Here is a 19,584-nt window from a genome sequence, read left to right on the forward strand (position 1 = left end):
CGCGCGCTCCCGGCACCGAAAGGTGAGTGATGAGCCAGAAAGTCGCCGACCACGTCCTGTCCCGGCTCCGGCAGTGGGACGTCGACGTCGTGTTCGGCTACCCGGGCGACGGCATCAACGGCCTGCTCGCGGCCTGGGGCCGCGCGGAGGACGCGCCCCGCTTCGTGCAGGCGCGACACGAGGAGATGGCGGCGTTCCAGGCCGTCGGGTACGCCAAGTTCGGCGGCCGGGCCGGCGTGTGCGTCGCCACCTCGGGTCCCGGCGCGATCCACCTGCTGAACGGCCTGTACGACGCGGCGCTCGACCACGTGCCGGTGGTCGCCGTCGTCGGGCAGACCAGCCGCACCGCGATGGGCGGCTCGTACCAGCAGGAGGTCGACCTGCACGCGCTGTTCAAGGACGTCGCGGCCTACCTGGAGACGGTCAACGTCCCCGAGCAGCTGCCGAACGTGCTCGACCGCGCGTTCCGCACCGCCTACGGCCGCCGCGCCCCCGCGGTGGTCGTCCTGCCCGCCGACGTGCAGACGCTCGACTACAGCGCGCCGGAGCACGCGTTCAAGATGGTGCCCTCCAGCCGCGACCTCGCCGCGTGGACGACGGAACCCGCCGACGACGCCGTGGCCCGCGCGGCCGAGGTGCTCAACGCGGGCGAGAAGGTCGCCGTCCTGGTGGGCCAGGGCGCGCGGAAGGCGCGGGCCGAGGTCGAGGAGCTGGCGGAACTGCTCGGCGCCGGCGTCGCCAAGGCCCTGCTCGGCAAGGACGTGCTGCCGGACACGCTGCCGTACGTCACGGGCGCCATCGGCCTGCTCGGCACCCGGCCCTCGCACGAGCTGATCAAGGAGTGCGACACGCTGCTGACCATCGGCAGCAGCTTCCCCTACAGCCAGTTCCTCCCCGAGTACGGGCAGGCCAGGGGCGTGCAGATCGACACCGACCCCTCCTTCATCGGCATGCGCTACCCCTACGAGGTCAACCTGGTGGGCGACGCGCGCGCCACGCTGCGCAAGCTGCTCCCGCTGCTGCGCCGCAAGGACGGCGCGCAGCGGCGGCACCGCGACCTCGCGGCGCGCGGCGAGCGGTGGCGCCAGGCGCTCGCGCGGCAGGCGGAACTGGTGGCCGCCGACCCCATCAACCCGCAGCTCGTTGCGCACCGCCTCGACCCGCTGCTGCCCGACGACGCGATCCTGGCCGTCGACTCCGCCTCGGTGACGAACTGGTACGCCCGGCACATCACGATGCGCGGCACCATGCGCGGCTCCCTGTCCGGCACGCTGGCCACCATGGGCTGCGCCGTCCCGTACGCGATCGGCGCCAAGTTCGCCCACCCGGACCGGCCCGCCGTGGCGCTCGTCGGCGACGGCGCCATGCAGATGAACGGCATGAGCGAGCTGATCACCGCGGCCAAGTACCAGCACGCGTGGGACAACCCGCACCTGGTGATCGGCGTGTGGAACAACCAGGACCTCAACCAGGTGACGTGGGAGATGCGGGCCATGGCCGGCGCGCCGCAGTTCCGGCCCTCGCAGGAGCTGCCCGACGTGTCCTCCGCGGCGTTCGCGCGCTCCCTCGGGCTGACCGGGGTGCGCGTGGAGAAGCCGGAGGACGTCGAGGCCGGCTGGCGGGAGGCGCTGGCCGCGCCGGGACCCGCGGTCGTCGAGTTCCTCACGGACCCCTCGGTGCCGCCGATCCCGCCGTCCGCGACGTGGGAGCAGATCGAGTCCACGGCCAAGGCCCTGCTCAAGGGCGACCCCGAGCGGGGCGACGTGGTCAGGAAGGGGCTGAAGTCGAAGCTCCAGCAGTACCTGACGGGCGGTGACCAGAGCAAGGACTGAACTCCCGCCCGCCGCGCGCACGGCCCGGCCGGAAGGCCCGGGGCCGGCGGCGGCGGGAGAGCCGATACCGACCGGAGAAAGGCGCGGAACATGACAGCAGGCAAGCCGGAGCACCCGGACCCCACGGAACGCCACCCGAGCCCCGAGTTCCCCCAGCAGTCGCAGCAACCGCCGGGCGACACCGGTGAGATGAGCCCGCGGCCCGACCACGGTGAGCGGACCTACCGCGGCTGCGACCGGCTGCGCGACCGCCGCGCGGTGATCACCGGCGGCGACTCGGGCATCGGCCGCGCCGTGGCGCTCGCCTTCGCCAGGGAGGGCGCCGACGTGCTGTTCACGCATCTGCCGGAGGAGGCGGACGAGGCGGAGGAGACCTGCCGCCTGGTCACCGAGGCCGGCCGGCGCGCCGTCGCCGTGCCGTGCGACATCCGCTCCGAGGACGAGTGCCGGCGGCTGACCGACCGCGCGGTGGCCGAGTTCGGCCGCGTCGACATCCTGGTCAACAACGCCGCCTACCAGATGGGGCAGCCCGACGGCATCGAGAAGATCACCACGGAGCAGTTCGACCGGGTCGTGCACACGAACCTGTACGGCATGTTCTGGCTGTGCCGCATGGTGCTCCCGCACATCCCGGCCGGCGGCAGCATCATCAACACCACCTCGGTGCAGGCGTACAACCCCAGCCCGTCGCTGCTCGACTACGCCATGACCAAGGGCGGCATCGTCACCTTCACGCAGGGGCTCGCGGCGCAGCTCGCGCCCCGGGGCATCCGCGTCAACGCGGTCGCCCCCGGGCCGGTGTGGACGCCGCTGATCCCCTCGACGCTGCCGGACACCAGCGAGTTCGGCGCGCAGTCCGGGCTCGGCCGCCCGGCCCAGCCCGGTGAGATGGCGCCGGCGTACGTGTTCCTCGCCTCGGAGGACGCGGGCTTCATCACCGCCGAGATCATGAACGCGACCGGTGGCGCGCCGCTGCCCTGACCCCGGCCGCGACGCGGGGCCGGGCCGCGACGCGGGGCCGGGGTCAGGGCGCGCGCGACGCGCCGGGGCCGGTCAGGCCGCAGGACCGCCGCCCGGGGGAGGGCGGCGGGCCGCGCGGCGGGCGCGGTGGCGCTGGACGAAGCGCCACACCGTGCGCAGCGCCCACAGGGCGGTCAAGGGGCGGCGCAACGGGCCGAGTCGCATCTCAGGCCGCCTTCCCGCCGCGGGCGGCCGGCTGCGGCGCGGTGCCGTTCACCCGTCCGGCGGAGCCCGCGCCCCTGCCGCCCGCCGTGTCCCCGCCCTCGCACGCGGCCTCGACGTCCTCGGCGCTCCCGGCGCCCTCGACCTCCGCCCTGATGCGCGCGCAGGCCCGGCTGAGCAGGCGCGACACGTGCATCTGCGAGATGCCGAGCTGCGAGGCGATGCGGCTCTGCGTCATGCCGTGGAAGAACCGCAGGTACAGGATGTGCCGTTCGCGTTCCGGCAGGGCCTGGAGCGGGCTCTTCACGGACTCGCGGTCCACGACGCGGTCGAAACCCGGTTCGAGCGTGCCGAGGGTGTCGAGCAGCGAGTAGTCGCCGTCGGCGCCCGGGAGTTCCGCGTTCAGGGACAGGGTGCTGAAGCTCTCCAGCGCCTCCATGCCCGTCCGCACCTCGTCCTCGCTCAGGCCGCTGTGCTCCGCGATCTGCGCGACGCTCGGCCCCCGCTCGTCCAGCCGGAAGCTCAGCTGCCGGGCCGAGGCGCGCACCCGGTTGCGCAGCTCCTGCGTCCGGCGCGGCACGTGCAGTCCCCACATGTGGTCCCGGAAGTGGCGCTTGACCTCGCCGACGATCGTCGGCACCGCGTAGCTCTCGAACGGCCGGCCGCGGCTCGGGTCGAACCGGTGGACGGCCTTGACCAGGCCGAGCGCGGCGACCTGCTCCAGGTCCTCAAGCGCCTCGCCCCGGTCGCGGAACGTGCGCGCCAAGCGGTCCGCCATCGGAATCCAGGCGCATATCACGTCGCGGCACAAAGCCTCGCGCTCGGGACACGGCGGCAACTCGGCGATGCGCTCGAATTGCCGGCTGGTGTCCGGTGCGTCGTCGTGCGGATGTCGCTTCTTACGGGGATGTGCGGGTGTATTCATTCTGCTCTCCCTGGTGAGGGTGGGCGTGCGATTCCGCGCTGCTCGCCACGGGAAGAGGCCGTTCCCGACAAGTCTGCCCGCAATTGCGGACCCGCACATCTTGAGCCGTGGAACGACGCCGGGAGAGAGGTTTTCCGGGTGCGCACCCGGTTACCCGCACCTACCACGGCCTCGCGCAAACCGAAAGCCGTCACCCGCCGGGGCAAGCCCGGAGACCGCCCACGAAAGGGGAAACGATCATGGCACGCACGGTGGCCGAACTGATGACCCGCGAGCCCGCCACGGTCCGCGGCGGCGACACCGTCGCCGACGCGGCACGGCTCATGAAGGAGCACGACAGCGGCAACGTCGCGGTCGTCGAGGACGGCGGCCGGGTGGTCGGCATCGTCACCGACCGGGACCTCGCGGTCCGCGTGCTCGCCGAGGGGCGCGCCGCCGACACGCCGGTCCAGGAGGTGTCGAGCCGGGAGGAGCTGGCGACGGTCGCCCCGTCCGCCACCCTCGCGGAAGCGGCGGAGGCCATGCGCGGCAAGGCCGTGCGGCGGCTCCCCGTCGTCGACGACGGCAAGCTGCTCGGCGTCCTCAGCCTCGGCGACCTCGCCATCGAGCTCGATCCCGAGTCCGGCCTCGCGGACGTCTCCGCGGCCCGGCCGAGCGAGTAAAGAACCACCGGAAGGCGACACCATGTCCTACGACGAATTCCTTTCCACCGTCCGCGACCGCGGCGAATATCCGCTCGACGAGGCGGAGAAAATTGTCTCGACGGTGGTCGGGACGCTGAGCGACCGGCTGCCCGCGGCATCGGCCGTGCATCTCGCCGATCAACTTCCCATGCCGCTCGCCGATATCCTGGAGAGCTCGGGAGGGGCCGGAAGGAGCTGGGGAGTTCAGGAATTCATCGCCCAGGTCGCGGAACGTGCCGACGAGGACGAGGAGACCGCGGAGACGGATACGCGCGTGGTGTTCTCCGTCATCTCGGAACGCGTCGCGGGCGGGGAGATGAACAAGGTGCTCAGCCAGCTGCCCTCGGGCTACGCCGACCTCTTCGGCTACGCGGAGCTGTCCTGAGCACCGCGGACGGCGGCGCCCGCGTCGTCGTCGTGGGCGCCACCGGCACCATCGGCACGGGCGTGGTGCGCCGGCTGGCCGGGGACCCCCGCGTGGGGTCCGTCCTCGGCCTGTCCCGGCGCCCGCCCGGGCCGCTGCCGCCCGGGGCCGCCTGGGCGGCTGCCGACATCACCGCGACGGCGCGGCTCGACCGGCTGTTCTCGGGGGCGGACGCCGTCATCCACCTGGCGTGCCTCTTCCAGCCGGCGCACCGCCCCGAGGTCACCTGGCGCACCAACGTCCTCGGCACAGAACGGGTCTTCGCCGCCGTCGCGCGCGCCGGCGTGCCCGCCCTCGTCCACGCCTCCTCCGTCGTCGCCTACGCCCCCGGCCCGAGGGAGCGCCGCGTGCCCGAGTCCTGGCCCACCCACGGCTGGCCCACCGCGCCCTACCCGCGCGAAAAGGCCTACGCGGAACGCCTCCTCGACGCCTTCGAGCACCGCCACCCGGGACCGCGCGTGGTGCGCCTGCGCCCCGGCATCGTGCTCGGTGCCGACACCGCGCCCCAGCAACGCCGGCTGTTCGCCGGGCCCTTCTTCCCCACCCGGCGCCCCCCGCGCCCGCTGCGGATCGTTCCCGACCTGCCCCGCCTGCGCTTCCAGGCCCTGCACGCCGACGACGCGGCCGACGCGTTCTGCCGCGCCGCGCTCGGCGACGCCCGCGGCGCGTTCAACATCGCCGCGGAACCCGTCATCGACGCCCGGCTGCTCGCCGACCTGTGCGGCGCCCGGTGCGTCCCGCTGCCGCACCGCCCGGTGCGCGCGGCCGTCGACGCGGCCTGGCACCTGCGCCTGGTGCCCACCTCGGCGCCCATGCTCGACGCGGTCCTCGCGTTCCCGCTGATGGACACCGCACGCGCCCGGCGCGAACTCGGCTGGCGGCCACGCCACTCGGCGGCCGACGCCGCCGCCCGCTTCCTGCACGGGCTGCGGCACGGCGGCGGCCGGACGCCGCCCCTGCGCCGGCGCCTGCCGGGCGGCGGCCGGCTCAGGGAGGCCGCCACCGGAGCGGGGGAGCGGGCGTGACGGCCGCGGCGGGCCGGGCGGCCCACGACGCCGTCGTCGTCGGCGCGGGCCCCAACGGGCTCGTCGCCGCCAACCTGCTCGCCGACGCCGGCTGGCGCGTCCTCGTCGTCGAGGCCGCGCCGGAACCCGGCGGCGCCGTGCGCAGCGACCGCGGCGTGCACCCCGACTACGTCAACGACTTGTTCAGCTCCTTCTACCCGCTGGCCGTCGCCTCCCCTGTGCTGCGCCGCCTGCGCCTGGACCGCTGGGGCCTCACGTGGAGCCACGCGCCCGCCGTGCTCGCCCACCCGCTGCCCGACGGCCGCTGCGCCGTCCTGCACCGCGACGCCGAACGCACCGCCGCCTCGCTGGACGCGCTCGCCCCCGGCGACGGCGAGGCGTGGCTGCGTCTCGTCGCCCGGTGGGACCGGCTCGCCCCCGACCTCGTCGGCGCCCTGCTCGGCCCGTTCCCGCCCGTGCGCCGCGGCGCCGCGCTGCTGCGCCGCCTGCTGCCGCCCGCCGAGGGCCTGCGGCTGCTGCGCAGCCTGGCGCTCCCGGCCCGGCGGCTCGGGGACGAGGAGTTCACGGGCCCTGGCGGCCCGCTGCTGCTCGCCGGCAGCGCCCTGCACGCCGACCTGACCCCGGAGTCCGCGGGCAGCGGCGCGTTCGGCTGGCTGCTGACCATGCTCGGGCAGCGCCACGGCTGGCCCGTGCCCGCCGGCGGCGCCGGCCGGCTCACGGACGCGCTGACGCGCCGGTTCACCGCGCTGGGTGGCGAAGTGCGCTGCGGCGCGCCCGTCACCCGGATCGACGTCCGCGACGGCCGGTGCACCGGCGTCCGCCTGGCCGGCGGCGAACGCGTCCCCGCGCGCCGCGCGGTCCTGGCCGACGCGCCGGCCCCGGCCCTGTACGGCGGCCTGGTCGACTGGGCCCACCTGCCCGCCCGGCTGCGCGAGGACGTGCGCAGGTTCGAGTGGGACGACCCGACGTTCAAGGTCGACTGGGCGCTGACCAGGCCCATCCCGTGGGCCGCGCCCGAGGCCGCCGCGGGCGGCACCGTCCACCTCGCCCCCGACCGCGACCACCTGACCCGCTACGCCGCCGACCTGGCCCAAGGACGCGTCCCGGCCGACCCGTTCGTCATCCTCGGCCAGATGACCACCGCGGACCCCGGCCGCTCGCCCGCGGGAACGGAGTCCGCCTGGGCCTACACGCACCTGCCGCGCGCCGCCCACCGCGCGACCCCGGAGGAGCTGGCCGACCGGCTCGAAGCCGCCGTGGAACGGTTCGCGCCCGGCTTCCGCGACACGGTCGCGGCGCGCCGCGTCCTGACCCCCGCGGACCTCCAGGCGCGCAACCCCAGCCTGGAGCACGGCACGCTCGGCGGCGGCACCGCGGCCCCCCACCAGCAGCTCGTCTTCCGCCCCGTGCCCGGTACCGGACGCCCCGGCACACCGGTCGCCGGCCTCTACCTGGCCTCGTCCTCGGCCCACCCGGGCGGCGGGGTGCACGGGGCCTGCGGGGCCAACGCCGCCCGCGCCGCACTGCACGCCGCCCGGTGGAGGGCCGGGCGCGACCGAGGAGGAAGGAACAGCCCATGGCCGTCCGGCCGGTCCTGATCAAACGCCCCCCGCCCGCCGTGTGGGCGGTACTCGCCGACGGCGACCGATACGCGGAGTGGGTCGTCGGCACGGCCGGCTCCCGCCCGCTCAGCGGCGCCTGGCCCGAGGTCGGCTCGGCCCTCCAGTACGCCGTGCGGATCGGGCCCAAGGTGCTGCACGGGCGCACGGTCGTGCGCGCCTGCGAACCGGTCCGCCTGCTCGAACTCGAAGCGCAGAGCCGCCTGGTGGGCACCGCCCGCATCGGCATCGAGCTGCGGCCCTGGGGCGAGGAGCACACCCTGGTGACCATCGACGAGCACCCGCTCACCGGCCCGGGCGGCCGGCTGCACAACACCCTCGCCGACACCCTGCTGCACCTGCGCAACCGCCGCATGGTGCAGCGACTCGCGCACGTCGTCGAATCGGACGCGGAAGCTGCTCCATCCGACGGCTGACCCCGGCGCGGCGTTCCGGGGCCGGGCGGCGGGCCGGATAGCACTGGCCTTCCCACCCACCCTGGAGGACGACGCATGACGTTCGATCCGTTGGAGCAGCGGGGCATCCCGCTCGACCGGCAGGTGCGCAACTGGCGGGAGCTGGCCGTCGAGCCGGTCGACCCCGACCGCAGCGACCCGTACACGCGGTGCCGGATCATCACGATGAACGGGATCGAGGTGGAGGCGATCCTCTTCAGCCACCAGTTCGCCCGGCACTGCCCTGACCTGGAGGTCAAGCGGCAGCTGGCCGAGGTGCGCTACATCGAGGCGCAGCAGCAGAAGGCCGTCAACTGGCTGCTCCCGGGGGTGTCCTCGGTGCTGGAGACGACGATCTCCTACGAGCAGGTGGCGGTCGACCTCACCGCGTGGGTGGCGCGGGCCGAGCCCGACCCGTACCTGAAGCAGGCGTACCAGTTCGGCGTGCTTGAGGACTTCGACCACCTGTACCGCTACGCGAACCTGTACGAGATGATCGAGCACCGCAAGGCGGAGGAGATCGTCGACCAGCTCACCGAGGTCATGCCGGGCCGCCCCACGCCGATGCACCACCGGCACCCGGTGGACAACGTGCGCGAGCCCTACGACCGGCAGCGCGCCGACCCGCTCTCCAAGCTGCACGCGCTGACGGTCATGTCGGCCGAGCAGCAGACCATGAACTTCTACATGAACGTCGGCCCGACGTACATGGAGCCGATCGCCCGCAAGCTGTACCAGGAGATCGGGCTGATCGAGGAGGAGCACGTCACCCACTACGAGTCGCTGGTCGACCCGGGGGAGACGTGGTGGGAGCAGCTGGTGCACCACGAGTACAACGAGTGCTACCTGTACCACTCGTTCATGGAGCAGGAGAGCGACCGGCGGGTGAAGGCCATCTGGGAGCTGCACCTCAACATGGAGCTTGAGCACCTGCGCATCGCCTGCGACCTGATGCGCCGCCACGACGGCCGGGACCCGGCCGAGGTGCTGGCCCCGCAGCTGCCGAACGTGCTGACCTTCGAGCCGAACAAGCAGTACCTGCGGGAGCTGATCGCCGACCAGCTGGACCTGACCACCCTGGGCACCGGCTACGTCCGCGACGCGCACGAGCGCTTCGAACGCATGCAGCAGCAGCTCAACGGCGACGGGCCGGCGCCGAGCGACGAGGTGCTGAGCCGTCACCGCGAGATGTTCGGCGGCGACTACCGGGTCGAGACCGAGGGCGAGCACCCCGTTGCCTCGCACCGCCGCTGAGGAGGGAACACACCGTGGCACACGCCGACGAGACGCGTGACGAGGACGTCGTGGCACTGCTGACGCACCAGCACGGCGAGATCCGCAACCTGTTCGACGAGGTCGAACGCGCGCGGGGCGACGACCGCCGTGACGCGTTCCGCCGCCTGGTGCGGATGCTGGCCGTGCACGAGACGGCCGAGCAGGAGGTCGTGCACCCGTACGCGCGGGGCCTGTTCGACGGCGGCGACGGCGTCGTCGCCGACCGGCTGGCGGAGGAGAAGGAGGCCAAGGAGACCCTGGCCCGGCTGGACGGCATGGACCCGGAGTCGCCCGAGTTCCTCGCCGGGCTCCGGGCCCTGCGCATGGACGTGATGGAGCACGCCCGCGCCGAGGAGCGCTACGAGTTCCTCCAGTTGCGCCGCCGCGCGGACCCCGAACGGCTCGTGACCCTGGCCAAGGCCGTGCGCGCGGCCGAGGCCACCGCGCCGACCCGGCCCCACCCCGCGGTCCAGGGCGCCGCGGCCAACCTGGCGGCCGGCCCGGTCGCCGCGCTCATGGACCGCACCAGGGACGCCGTGCGGAAGGCCATGGGCAAGGACGGCTGACAGGGGCGCGCGCGGGCGCGCCGGTCACCGGCGAGGCGCGTCGTCCCGCGCGTGCCCGGGCCCACGAAAGGGTCAAACCGGGGCGGTCGCGGCTCGCGGCGATAGAACGGGCCGCGACCTCCCCCGAAAGGACCCCTTACATGGCGACCGTCACCCAGGCGCGGCCCGAAGCTCCCGGCCCGGGGCCGAAGAAGAAGCCCAGGAGCCCCGGGCAGGCCGTGGTGTCGTGGCTGACCACGACCGACCACAAGAAGATCGGCACCCTCTACCTCGTCACCTCCTTCCTCTTCTTCATGGTCGGCGGCGCGCTCGCCCTGGTGATGCGGGCCGAACTCGCCCGCCCCGGTACCCAGCTGCTGACCAACGAGCAGTACAACCAGGCGTTCACCGTGCACGGCACGATCATGATGCTGCTGTTCGCCACCCCGCTCTTCGCCGGCTTCGCCAACTGGATCGTGCCGCTCCAGATCGGCGCCCCCGACGTGGCGTTCCCACGCCTCAACGGCCTCGCGTACTGGCTGTACCTCTTCGGCGGACTCCTCGTCCTCGCCTCGTTCCTCACCCCGCGGGGCGCGGCCAGCTTCGGCTGGTTCGCCTACAGCCCGCTCAACGACGAGATCTACTCACCGGGACTCGGGCCCCACATGTGGGTCATGGGCCTGGCCCTCTCGGGCTTCGGCACCATCTTCGGCGCCGTCAACTTCGTGACGACCATCCTGTGCATGCGCGCCCCCGGCATGACGATGTTCCGGATGCCGATCTTCACCTGGAACATCCTCCTCACCAGCGTGCTGGTGCTCCTGGCGTTCCCCGTGCTGGCCGCCGCCCTGTTCGGTCTGGCCAGCGACCGGGTGTTCGGGTCGCACGTCTTCGACGCGCGCAACGGCGGTGCGCTGCTGTGGCAGCACCTGTTCTGGTTCTTCGGCCATCCCGAGGTGTACATCATCGCGCTGCCGTTCTTCGGCATCGTCACCGAGATCATCCCCGTCTTCAGCCGCAAGCCGATCTTCGGCTACATCGGCCTGGTCGGGGCCACCATCGCCATCACCGGCCTCTCCGTGACGGTGTGGGCCCACCACATGTTCGCCACCGGCGCGGTGCTGCTGCCGTTCTTCTCGCTGCTGTCGTTCCTGATCGCCGTGCCCACCGGGGTGAAGTTCTTCAACTGGATCGGCACGATGTGGCGCGGCTCCCTGTCCTTCGAGACGCCGATGCTGTGGTCCATCGGCTTCCTCGTCACGTTCCTGTTCGGCGGGCTCACGGGGGTCCTGCTGGCCTCGCCGCCGCTCGACTTCCACGTGACCGACAGCTACTTCGTCGTCGCCCACTTCCACTACGTGGTGTTCGGCACGGTCGTGTTCGCGATGTTCGCCGGGTTCCACTTCTGGTGGCCCAAGTTCTTCGGCACCCGCCTCGACGAACGGCTCGGCAAGATCCACTTCTGGACGCTGTTCATCGGATTCCACGGCACCTTCCTCGTCCACCACTGGCTCGGCGCCGAGGGCATGCCCCGCCGCTACGCCGACTACCTGGCGGCCGACGGCTTCACGGGGCTCAACATGATCTCCAGCATCGGCGCGTTCCTGCTCGGCATGTCGACGCTGCCGTTCCTCTACAACGTCTGGCGCACCGCCAAGTACGCGCCGAAGGTCACCGAGGACGACCCGTGGGGCTACGGCCGCTCCCTCGAATGGGCCACGTCCTGCCCGCCGCCGCGGCACAACTTCACGACCCTGCCCCGCATCCGCTCCGAGTCGCCCGCCTTCGACCTGCACCACCCGCACGTGGTCGCCATCGACCAGGCCCGCCACAGCGGGCGCCGCGACGTCGCGGAGGCCGGCGGCCACGCGCCCGGGCCCGACCCCGAGGAGTCCTGAGTGCGCGCCACGGGACCCGAGCGCGAGGCGGCCTCGGGGATCGCGCAGCTTGAGGGCTACCTGCTGTGGCAGTCCGAACTCGCGGGAGCCCGCGCCGAGGCGGACCTGTTCGCGGCGAGCGTCCCAGGACTCACCGACGAGCAGCGCGCCGATGTCGCGCACCGGTACGCGGAGGAACGCATCGCGCTGTCGCGGCGCGTGCTCACCGCCGTCGCCGACCGCTGCCACGGCCTGCGCGCGGAGTACAGCGCCCGCTACCGGCACCTGCGGCAGCGCGTGCTGTGCGCCGCCGTGTGCGCCGTGCTGCTCGTGACGGCCCTCGCCGCGGGCCTGACGCTGACGGCCCTCGCGGCCTGAAACCCCCCGGCGCGTGCGGGCCCGCGGGGACTGGCCAGGCCCCGGACGGGTACTCGCCCGGCATTTCGGCCCGCGGCGGCCGGGCCGGAGCGCCGGACGCGTCACGAAGGAGGAAGCGAACGATGAAGGCAGTCGTGTGGCACGGCAAGCGGGACGTTCGGGTGGAGGAGGTGCCGGACCCCGGGATCGAGCAGCCGACGGACGCGGTGATCCGGATCACCTCCACCGGCCTGTGCGGCTCCGACCTGCACCTGTACGAGGTGCTTTCGCCGTTCATGACCCCGGGGGACATCCTCGGGCACGAGCCGATGGGCGTCGTGACCGAGGTCGGCTCCGCCGTGACCGGCCTCAGGCCGGGGGACCGCGTCGTCGTCCCGTTCCAGATCGCCTGCGGCTCCTGCTTCATGTGCGAGCGCGGACTCCAGACCCAGTGCGAGACCACGCAGGTGCGCGAGCAGGGCTCGGGCGCGGCCCTCTTCGGCTACACCAAGCTGTACGGCTCCGTGCCGGGCGGTCAGGCCGAGTACCTGCGGGTGCCGCAGGCGCACTACGGTCCTGTCGTCGTCCCGCCCGACGTCAGCGACGACCGGTACCTGTACCTGTCCGACGTGCTGCCCACGGCCTACCAGGCCGTGGCCTACGCGGACGTGCCCAAGGACGGCACCCTGCTCGTCCTCGGCCTCGGCCCGATCGGCGACATGTGCTGCCGCCTCGCGCTGCTCCAGGGCGCCCGGCAGGTCATCGGCGTGGATTTGGTGCCGGAACGGCTGGCCAGGGCCCGCGCCCGCGGCGTCACCACCCTCGACCTGACCGGCGAGGACGACATCGTGGAGACCGTGCGCGACCTCACGGACGGCAGAGGGGCCGACTCGGTCGTCGACGCCGTCGGGATGGAGGCGCACGGCAGCACCGCGGGCAAGCTGCTCCAGGACCTCGGCGGCCTGCTGCCTGGCAAGGCCGCCGAGAAGGTCGCGGGCAAGGCGGGCGTCGACCGGCTGTCCGCGCTCTACCTGGCGATCGACCTGGTCAGGCGCGGCGGCACGATCTCCCTCAGCGGTGTCTACGGCGGCATGGCGGACCCCATGCCCATGCTCACGCTGTTCGACAAGCAGATCCAGCTGCGCATGGGGCAGGCCAACGTCAGGCGCTGGCTGCCCGACGTCCTGCCGCTGCTGGCCGGCGACGACCAACTCGGCGTCGAGGACTTCGCCACCCACCACCTGCCCCTCGACCAGGCGCCCGACGCCTACGCCATGTTCCAGCGCAAGGAGACCGGCAAGATCGTCCTGACGGTGTGAGCAACGGCACCCGGGGGGCGCGGGCCGTGCGCCGCAAGGGGCGGCGGCCCGCGGGCACCGCGCCGGGCCGATCTTGGTCTTCCCGGCGGGGGGCGCGTTTGCCATGGTGGTCGGCGGACCGGGCGCCGACCCGGCCCTCCTCCCCACCTCCCCCGACCCTCGCCGCCTCATGCCCTCTTCCCCCTCCGCGCCCGCCGCGCGGACCACCGGCGGTCCGCGGGCCGCCCGGCGCGGCCCGTGGCGCTGCCTGCGCTACCCCAGCATGCGCTGGTGGTCGGCCGCCAACCTGGTCTCCAACGCCGGCACCTGGATGCAGCTGACCGTCCAGAGCCTCCTCGTCCTCGACGTCACCGGGTCCGCCGCCATGGCGGGCGTGTCCCTCGCCGTCCAGGCGGGCCCCGGGCTGCTGCTCGGACTGCTCGGCGGCGCGGCCGTCGACGCGTGGCCGCGCAAGCTGACGGCCGCCGTCAGCCAGGCGCTGCTCGGCGCCATCGCCTTCTGCACGGCGGCGCTCGTCGCGTTCGACCTGCTCAACGTGCCGCTGCTGCTCACCCTCGCCGCCGTCACCGGCATCATCGCCACCGTCGACGGGCCGGCCTGCGCGCTGCTCGGCAACGACCTGGTGCGCACGCGCGACGTGCCCTCGGCCATCGCCCTCGGCTCGGCCGTGCACAGCGTCGGCCGCCTCGCGGGCGCCGCGCTCGCGGGCGGCGCCGTGGCGCTGTTCGGCACCGCGACGGCCTTCGTGGCCAACGGCCTGTCGTTCCTGTGCGTCGCCGCGGTCATCCCGTTCCTGAGACTGATCGACCGGTCGACGGACCCGGACGCCGACGACCTGGGCGCCCAGCAGCCGCGCGGAACGGCCGCCGCCGAGGCGCGCCAGGGGCTGCGCTTCTTCTTCGGCCGGCCGAGGCTGGTCGCGCTCGCCGCCATCACCGGGCTCGCCGCCGTCTTCGGCCGCAACTACGGCCTGACCCTGGCCGTCCTGGTCACCGGGCCGCTCGCGGCCGGCGCCGGTGCCTTCGGCACCGTCTCCACGGCCCTGGCCGTCGGCGGCATGGTGGGCGCCGTGCTCGCCGGCCTGCTCCAGCGGCCCTCGGTCCGGCTCGTCGCGGCCATGGCAGGCGCCGGCGCGCTGCTCCAGGTCGCGGCCGGGGTCACGCCCGGCCTCGCGCTGCTCGTCCTGCTGGTCGTGCCCATGGCCATGGTCGAATCCGTGTCCGACACCGCGGGCGCGACCGTGCTCCAGACGGAGCCGCCGCCGCACCTGCGCGGGCGCGTCCTGGGCGTGTGGCGCAGCCTGAGCACCGGCTGGGGCCTGGCCGGCCCGCCGCTCATCGGGCTCCTCATGGAACTGGCCGGGCCCAGGGCGGCCCTCGTGATCGGCGGCGTGGTGATCGCCGGAGCCGCGACCGCGGGCCTCGCCCTGCGGCCCCTGCTGCTGCGGCGCGCCTCCCCGGCGCGGGACCCGCGGCCGGCCCCCGTGCCCGTTCCCGCGGCCACGCGGCCGGCCGCGGAGGCGGAGCTGGTGCCGACGGCCTGAACGCGCGCCCCGCCCGCGCGATCCGATTCGCGCGCCCCCGCCCGCGCGCCCCCGCGCCCGCGGGGTCAGCCGGGGCTGCGCCAGTCGTGTTCCCGCAGGTGGGACCCGCCCATCGGGCCCATCCGCAGCATCCCGCCGTCCACGGCCCACGAGGCGCCCGTGACGTACCCGGACCGTTCGCCGGCCAGGAACGCGATCACCTCGGCGACCTCCCGCGCGTCGCCCGGCCGCCCAAGCGGCACGCCGGGCCGCTCCAGCGTCGTGACGTCCGCGTCCTCCTGGCCCGTCATGGGGGTCGCGATCTCCCCCGGCGCGACCGCGTTCACGCGGATGCCGTGCTCGGCCAGTTCGAGCGCCATCACCTGCGTCAGCAGGCCGAGCCCGCCCTTCGCCGCGCAGTACGGGGCCGCGCCCACCCGGGGCTGGTGCTCGTGGACGCTGGTCACGTTGACGATGCGGCCCCCGCCGCCCTGGGCGATCATCCGGCGGGCCGCCCGCTGGGACAGCAGCAGCGGCGCGGTCAGGTTCACGTCGAGCACGTGCCGCACCGCCGGCAGGTCCACGTCGGTGAACGGAACGGGCGGACTGCCCGTGCCCGCGTTGTTGACCAGCACGTCGAGCCGGCCGAGGCGTTCGGCGAGCGTGTCCACCACGTCCGCCGCACCCGGCAGGTCAGCCAGGTCCGCCCACGCGGTCTCCGCCCGGCGGCCCGCGGCCCGCACCTCGCGCGCCGTCCGCTCCGCCGCGGCCTCGTCGCGGTACCAGACGACTCCGATGTCCATGCCGTCCCCCGCCAGCCGGACGGCGCTCGCCCGGCCGATACCGGACTCCGCCCCCGTCACCAGGGCGACGGGGGCGGGGTGCTGGGCGCGCGACGCTGTCACTCGAACATCGCCTTCTCGACGTCGTTCGGGCCGTCGAAGCGGTCGCCCGGCATCGCGGCGATCTTCTTGACCAGCCGCTTGTCGGCGCCGTTGCGCTTCGCCGTCTCGACCAGGTCCGGCTTGTCCGCCGGGTAGCTGGTGTTCTTCAGGGCCTTCTGCACCTCGATGGGATTGGCCTTCGCCATCGTGTCCTCCCGTTCTCTCGGCGTGTCCGCATAACGGATGACGCCGACCGTGTACCCGACGGTGTCCCGAGGCATGCGCGGCCGAGCCGCCCGGCTCGCGGGCGCCAGGGCCGCCCGCGCCACCCGGCCGGGGCGTGCTCCGTTTCCGCAGGTCACACGCCACCCCGAGCGCCCGGGCGCGCGCGGCGCGAGCCGCGTATGCGGTGGCGCGCCCCCGCGTGACCCGCCCGTCACGCGCTGGGGCCCGCGGCGAAGCGCCGTGCGCATACCGGACGCGGGGCGCTCCGTCCCCCAGGGGCGCGTTATCCCGGACGCGGTGCCGGGTACCCGGCACGCGCCCCGCGCACGGCGCGCGGCGTTCACGACGCGACGGAGGTGGCCATGGCGGAGACCGACCCGTACGCGGCGGCCGAGCCGACGCCCGACGGCCGGCACCTGCGCGTCACCCTGGGCTCCGGCCGCACGCTCACCCTCGCCTGCACCGTGCCCGTCGAGGGCGTGCTGCGGCTGCGCGAGGCCGGCCGCAGCGGCGCGCCGGAGTACGGGACCCCGCTGCTGCGCGACCTGCCGGACCCACCGGCCCGCGTGACGGGCGAACCCGGCGGCGCCCGCATCACCGGGCCGGGCGTCGACGCGGTGTGGCGCGGCGGGCAGGGCCTGGCGTTCGGCGCCTACCGGCGGTTCGCCGACCCCGAGGCCGACACCGTGCCGTTCCTGGCAGGACGCGAGGAGCCCACCCGGGAGCACCCCGCCGGCCGCTGGGTGGAGACCGTCCACCTGGCCCCGGACGCGGCCGTCTACGGCGGCGGCGAGAGCTACCAGGGCATCGACCTGCGCGGCCGGCACCGCAGGCTGCGCAACACCGAGGAGAACCGGGCCGCGGGCCGCGACACCGCCTATCTCAACGTCCCGTTCCTGTGGTCGGACGCCGGCTGGGGGCTGTACGCGCACACCGGCGGCACCGTCGAGGCCGACCTGGGCGCCACCCACTCCGAGGCCGCCGCCGTGCGGATCGCAGGCGAAAGCCCTGACCTGTTCCTCATCTCCGGCGACGCCCCCACCATCCTGCGCCGCTACCAGGCGCTCACCGGCCGCTCCCGCACCCTGCCCGAATGGGCCTTCGGCGTGTGGATGAGCCGTTCCTCCTACTTCACGGCCGGGGAAGTGGTCGACACGGTCGACGAACTCCGGGCCGCCGACTGCCCCGTCGACGTCATCCACGTCGACGAGTGGCTTGAGGAGGCCGTGCTGTACGACGCCGCCTGGAGCTCAGGGCCCGACCGGGCCCGCTTCCCCGCCGGCTGGACCTCCGCGCTGCGCGAACGCGGCGTGCGGGCCAGCCTGTGGATCAACCCGTACATCAGGCGCGGCAGCCCGCTCGCCGCACGTCTTGAGGACCTCGGCTACCTGGTCGGGGACGCCGCCGGCCGCCCGGTGCCCGTCGAGAACAACCCCGACTGCCTCGTCGTCGACTTCACGCACGCCGAGGCCAGGGCCTGGTGGTCGGCGCGCCTGAGCCACACCATCGAGGAGGAGGGCAACGCGGCCGTGCTGGCCGACTTCGGCGAGGAGGTCCCCGTGACGGCCGTCTTCGCCGACGGCACCACGGGCGAGGAGCGCCGCAACAGCTACGGGCTCATCTACCAGGACGCGGTCCGCGAGACCGGCCTCGCGGCCAGGGCGGGCGACTTCGCGGCCATCGCGCGCTCGGGCACCGCGGGCTCGCAGCGCGACCCCGCGCACTGGGCCGGCGACCTGCCGTCCACCTGGAGCGGACTGGTCTCCACGCTGCGCGCCCTGCTGTCCCTGTCGCTCAGCGGCGTGTCCCTGGTCACCCACGACGCGGGCGGCTACTGGACCCCCGCCTCCTACCGCGCCGCGCAGGAGCAGCGCGCCACGATGACACCGGGCGCCGCGCCCGTCGACGTCGATCCGGAACTGTACGGCCGGTGGGCGCAATGGGCCGTGTTCTCGCCGCTCACCCGCTTCCACGGCGTGGGCCGCCGCGAGCCGACCGCCTACCCCGAGCCGGTGCGCTCGGCCGTCATCGCGGCCTGCCGGCTGCGCCGGCGGATGCGCCCCTACCTCGCGCGGTCCGCGGACAGCGACCTGCCGCTGATGCGGCCGATGCCGCTGGCGTTCCCCGGGGACCGCGCGGCCCGCGACGCCGGCCTCCAGTACCTGCTGGGGCCCGACGTGCTGGTCGCGCCCGTGCTCGAACCCGGCGGGCGGCGCGCGCTGTGGGCGCCGCCGGGGGAGTGGGAGCCGCTGCTCGGCGCCCCGCCGCTCACCGGCCCGGGCTGGCGCGAGGTGCGGTGCGCCCCCGACCAGTTCCCCGCGTGGGTGCGGGCCGGAAGCGGCGGGGCGGTGGGGCTCGGCGGCTGAACGGCCGGCCGCGGCGGCCCGGGCCGGCCCGCGCGGCCGGCCGTTCAGCCGGCCCGCGGCCGGCTCAGCGGCCGGCCTCGCCCTGCCCGCCGGCGGGCCCCTCCGACTCCCGGAACGCCGCCACCAGCCGCTCGGCCGCCAGCGTCGCCGTCAGGGTGCCGCGCCTGACCTGCTCCTCCACGCGCGGCGCCAGGTCTTGCACCGTGGGATGCCGGCGCAGCCCGTTGAGCAGGTGGTCGCGGACCATCGACCAGACCCAGTCCACCTGCTGGTCGCGCCGCTTCGCCGCCAGCCTGCCGGTCGCCTCCAGCGTCTCCCGGTGCCGCTCAAGCCGCTCCCACACGGTTTCCAGACCGGCCCGCTCCAGCGCGCTGCACGTGAGCACCGGAGGCGTCCAGCCCTCCTCCGCGGGGTGCAGCATCCGCAGCGCCCCCGCCAGCTCCCTGGCCGCGGCCCGCGCCTCGCGCTCGTGCGGCCCGTCGGCCTTGTTCACCGCGATGACGTCGGCCAGTTCGAGCACGCCCTTCTTGATGCCCTGGAGCTGGTCGCCGGTGCGGGCCAGGCTCAGCAGCAGGAACGAGTCGACCATCCCGGCCACCGTCGTCTCCGACTGGCCCACCCCGACGGTCTCCACCAGCACCACGTCGTAGCCGGCCGCCTCCATGACGACGATGCTCTCCCTGGTGGCCTTCGCGACCCCGCCGAGCGTCCCCGCGCTCGGCGAGGGCCGCACGAACGCCGCCGGGTCGACGGACAGCCGTTCCATCCGCGTCTTGTCGCCCAGGATCGACCCGCCGGTCCGCGTCGAGGACGGGTCGACCGCGAGGACCGCGACCCGGTGCCCGCGCGCCGTCAGCATGCTGCCGAACGCGTCGATGAACGTCGACTTGCCGACTCCGGGCACCCCGCTGACGCCCACCCGGCGCGAGCGCCCCGCGTGCGGCAGCAGGTCGAGCAGCAGCCGCTGCGCCAGCTCCTGGTGGTCGGGACGCGTCGACTCCACCAGCGTGATGGCGCGCGCCACATGGGACCTTGAGCCGGCCAGCACGCCCTTGGCGTACGCCTCGATGTCGATGGTGCGTGGCATGTC

At 74.4% G+C, this 19,584-nt stretch carries 18 protein-coding genes; 14 read left to right on the forward strand and 4 right to left on the reverse strand.

From position 1 onward, the window contains the following. The first annotated feature begins 29 nt into the window (after nucleotides 1-29). On the forward strand, nucleotides 30-1,832 hold the full coding sequence (locus tag LC193_RS26580) for a thiamine pyrophosphate-requiring protein (RefSeq protein WP_226077910.1): 1,803 nt from the start codon (nucleotides 30-32) through the stop codon (nucleotides 1,830-1,832). A 90-nt stretch (nucleotides 1,833-1,922) separates the two neighbouring features. Beyond that, nucleotides 1,923-2,813 carry an SDR family oxidoreductase gene (locus tag LC193_RS26585; protein ID WP_226077911.1) on the forward strand — a complete coding sequence of 297 codons (891 nt, stop codon included), beginning with the start codon at nucleotides 1,923-1,925 and terminating at the stop codon, nucleotides 2,811-2,813. 205 nt (nucleotides 2,814-3,018) lie between these two features. Here LC193_RS26585 and LC193_RS26590 read toward each other — a convergent pair whose 3' ends face one another. Next, complete coding sequence (locus LC193_RS26590) at nucleotides 3,019-3,939, reverse strand: SigB/SigF/SigG family RNA polymerase sigma factor (RefSeq protein ID WP_226077912.1); 921 nt, start codon at nucleotides 3,937-3,939, stop codon at nucleotides 3,019-3,021. A 239-nt stretch (nucleotides 3,940-4,178) separates the two neighbouring features. Here LC193_RS26590 and LC193_RS26595 point away from each other — a divergent pair, with 239 nt between their 5' ends. The 11 genes from LC193_RS26595 (at nucleotide 4,179) to LC193_RS26645 (ending at nucleotide 15,040) form a co-directional block, all read left to right on the forward strand. Beyond that, nucleotides 4,179-4,601: a CBS domain-containing protein gene (locus LC193_RS26595; protein WP_226077913.1), complete on the forward strand. Its 423-nt coding sequence runs from the start codon at nucleotides 4,179-4,181 to the stop codon at nucleotides 4,599-4,601. A gap of 22 nt (nucleotides 4,602-4,623) precedes the next feature. After that, entirely contained in the window at nucleotides 4,624-5,007 is a 384-nt protein-coding gene (locus LC193_RS26600; RefSeq protein ID WP_226077914.1) for a DUF2267 domain-containing protein, read from the forward strand. Between the two features lie 32 nt (nucleotides 5,008-5,039). Beyond that, nucleotides 5,040-6,071, forward strand: coding sequence for an NAD-dependent epimerase/dehydratase family protein (locus tag LC193_RS26605; protein WP_264086284.1), 1,032 nt, complete (start codon nucleotides 5,040-5,042; stop codon nucleotides 6,069-6,071). Then, complete coding sequence (locus tag LC193_RS26610; protein ID WP_226077915.1) at nucleotides 6,068-7,669, forward strand: phytoene desaturase family protein; 1,602 nt, start codon at nucleotides 6,068-6,070, stop codon at nucleotides 7,667-7,669. Before LC193_RS26605 ends, LC193_RS26610 begins: the two co-directional genes overlap by 4 nt. After that, nucleotides 7,648-8,106 carry an SRPBCC family protein gene (locus tag LC193_RS26615; RefSeq protein ID WP_226077916.1) on the forward strand — a complete coding sequence of 153 codons (459 nt, stop codon included), beginning with the start codon at nucleotides 7,648-7,650 and terminating at the stop codon, nucleotides 8,104-8,106. The genes LC193_RS26610 and LC193_RS26615 overlap by 22 nt, the downstream gene beginning before the upstream one ends. Nucleotides 8,107-8,181: 75 nt before the next feature. Next, nucleotides 8,182-9,378, forward strand: a complete 1,197-nt coding sequence (locus LC193_RS26620; protein ID WP_226077917.1) for a hypothetical protein — start codon at nucleotides 8,182-8,184, stop codon at nucleotides 9,376-9,378. A gap of 14 nt (nucleotides 9,379-9,392) precedes the next feature. Next, the gene (locus LC193_RS26625) at nucleotides 9,393-9,965 is read left to right on the forward strand and encodes a hemerythrin domain-containing protein (protein WP_226077918.1); all 573 of its coding nucleotides are present in this window, start codon (nucleotides 9,393-9,395) and stop codon (nucleotides 9,963-9,965) included. Between the two features lie 140 nt (nucleotides 9,966-10,105). Beyond that, nucleotides 10,106-11,842, forward strand: a complete 1,737-nt coding sequence (gene ctaD, locus LC193_RS26630) for an aa3-type cytochrome oxidase subunit I (protein ID WP_226077919.1) — start codon at nucleotides 10,106-10,108, stop codon at nucleotides 11,840-11,842. Further along, nucleotides 11,843-12,199: a hypothetical protein gene (locus tag LC193_RS26635; RefSeq protein ID WP_226077920.1), complete on the forward strand. Its 357-nt coding sequence runs from the start codon at nucleotides 11,843-11,845 to the stop codon at nucleotides 12,197-12,199. It abuts the gene before it with no gap. Nucleotides 12,200-12,321: 122 nt separating this feature from the next. Continuing rightward, nucleotides 12,322-13,497 carry a zinc-dependent alcohol dehydrogenase gene (locus LC193_RS26640; RefSeq protein ID WP_226077921.1) on the forward strand — a complete coding sequence of 392 codons (1,176 nt, stop codon included), beginning with the start codon at nucleotides 12,322-12,324 and terminating at the stop codon, nucleotides 13,495-13,497. Between the two features lie 169 nt (nucleotides 13,498-13,666). After that, complete coding sequence (locus tag LC193_RS26645) at nucleotides 13,667-15,040, forward strand: MFS transporter (RefSeq protein WP_226077922.1); 1,374 nt, start codon at nucleotides 13,667-13,669, stop codon at nucleotides 15,038-15,040. A gap of 65 nt (nucleotides 15,041-15,105) precedes the next feature. Here the strand turns inward: LC193_RS26645 and LC193_RS26650 are convergent, their stop codons facing one another. Both LC193_RS26650 and LC193_RS26655 read right to left on the reverse strand, forming a co-directional pair. Further along, nucleotides 15,106-15,924, reverse strand: coding sequence for an SDR family oxidoreductase (locus tag LC193_RS26650; RefSeq protein ID WP_226077923.1), 819 nt, complete (start codon nucleotides 15,922-15,924; stop codon nucleotides 15,106-15,108). Further along, entirely contained in the window at nucleotides 15,921-16,184 is a 264-nt protein-coding gene (locus LC193_RS26655) for a DUF2795 domain-containing protein (protein WP_318842190.1), read from the reverse strand. Before LC193_RS26655 ends, LC193_RS26650 begins: the two co-directional genes overlap by 4 nt. Nucleotides 16,185-16,490: 306 nt before the next feature. Here LC193_RS26655 and LC193_RS26660 point away from each other — a divergent pair, with 306 nt between their 5' ends. Continuing rightward, the gene (locus LC193_RS26660) at nucleotides 16,491-18,494 is read left to right on the forward strand and encodes a glycoside hydrolase family 31 protein (RefSeq protein WP_226077924.1); all 2,004 of its coding nucleotides are present in this window, start codon (nucleotides 16,491-16,493) and stop codon (nucleotides 18,492-18,494) included. A gap of 64 nt (nucleotides 18,495-18,558) precedes the next feature. On the opposite strand, the gene meaB is transcribed toward LC193_RS26660, so the two are convergent. Beyond that, nucleotides 18,559-19,581, reverse strand: a complete 1,023-nt coding sequence (gene meaB, locus LC193_RS26665; protein WP_226077925.1) for a methylmalonyl Co-A mutase-associated GTPase MeaB — start codon at nucleotides 19,579-19,581, stop codon at nucleotides 18,559-18,561. Nucleotides 19,582-19,584: the final 3 nt, after the last annotated feature.

Source organism: Streptomyces marincola, assembly GCF_020410765.1.
Lineage (GTDB): Bacteria > Actinomycetota > Actinomycetes > Streptomycetales > Streptomycetaceae > Streptomyces > Streptomyces marincola.

Excerpts from the sequence above, each read along its gene's own strand:
- LC193_RS26580 (WP_226077910.1), top strand. The coding sequence starts at position 30 with ATGAGCCAGAAAGTCGCCGACCACGTCCTGTCCCGGCTCCGGCAGTGG.
- LC193_RS26585 (WP_226077911.1), top strand. The coding sequence starts at position 1,923 with ATGACAGCAGGCAAGCCGGAGCACCCGGACCCCACGGAACGCCACCCG.
- LC193_RS26590 (WP_226077912.1), bottom strand. The coding sequence starts at position 3,939 with ATGAATACACCCGCACATCCCCGTAAGAAGCGACATCCGCACGACGAC.
- LC193_RS26595 (WP_226077913.1), top strand. The coding sequence starts at position 4,179 with ATGGCACGCACGGTGGCCGAACTGATGACCCGCGAGCCCGCCACGGTC.
- LC193_RS26600 (WP_226077914.1), top strand. The coding sequence starts at position 4,624 with ATGTCCTACGACGAATTCCTTTCCACCGTCCGCGACCGCGGCGAATAT.
- LC193_RS26615 (WP_226077916.1), top strand. The coding sequence starts at position 7,648 with ATGGCCGTCCGGCCGGTCCTGATCAAACGCCCCCCGCCCGCCGTGTGG.
- LC193_RS26620 (WP_226077917.1), top strand. The coding sequence starts at position 8,182 with ATGACGTTCGATCCGTTGGAGCAGCGGGGCATCCCGCTCGACCGGCAG.
- ctaD (WP_226077919.1), top strand. The coding sequence starts at position 10,106 with ATGGCGACCGTCACCCAGGCGCGGCCCGAAGCTCCCGGCCCGGGGCCG.
- LC193_RS26640 (WP_226077921.1), top strand. The coding sequence starts at position 12,322 with ATGAAGGCAGTCGTGTGGCACGGCAAGCGGGACGTTCGGGTGGAGGAG.
- LC193_RS26645 (WP_226077922.1), top strand. The coding sequence starts at position 13,667 with ATGCCCTCTTCCCCCTCCGCGCCCGCCGCGCGGACCACCGGCGGTCCG.
- LC193_RS26655 (WP_318842190.1), bottom strand. The coding sequence starts at position 16,184 with ATGCCTCGGGACACCGTCGGGTACACGGTCGGCGTCATCCGTTATGCG.
- LC193_RS26660 (WP_226077924.1), top strand. The coding sequence starts at position 16,491 with ATGGCGGAGACCGACCCGTACGCGGCGGCCGAGCCGACGCCCGACGGC.
- meaB (WP_226077925.1), bottom strand. The coding sequence starts at position 19,581 with ATGCCACGCACCATCGACATCGAGGCGTACGCCAAGGGCGTGCTGGCC.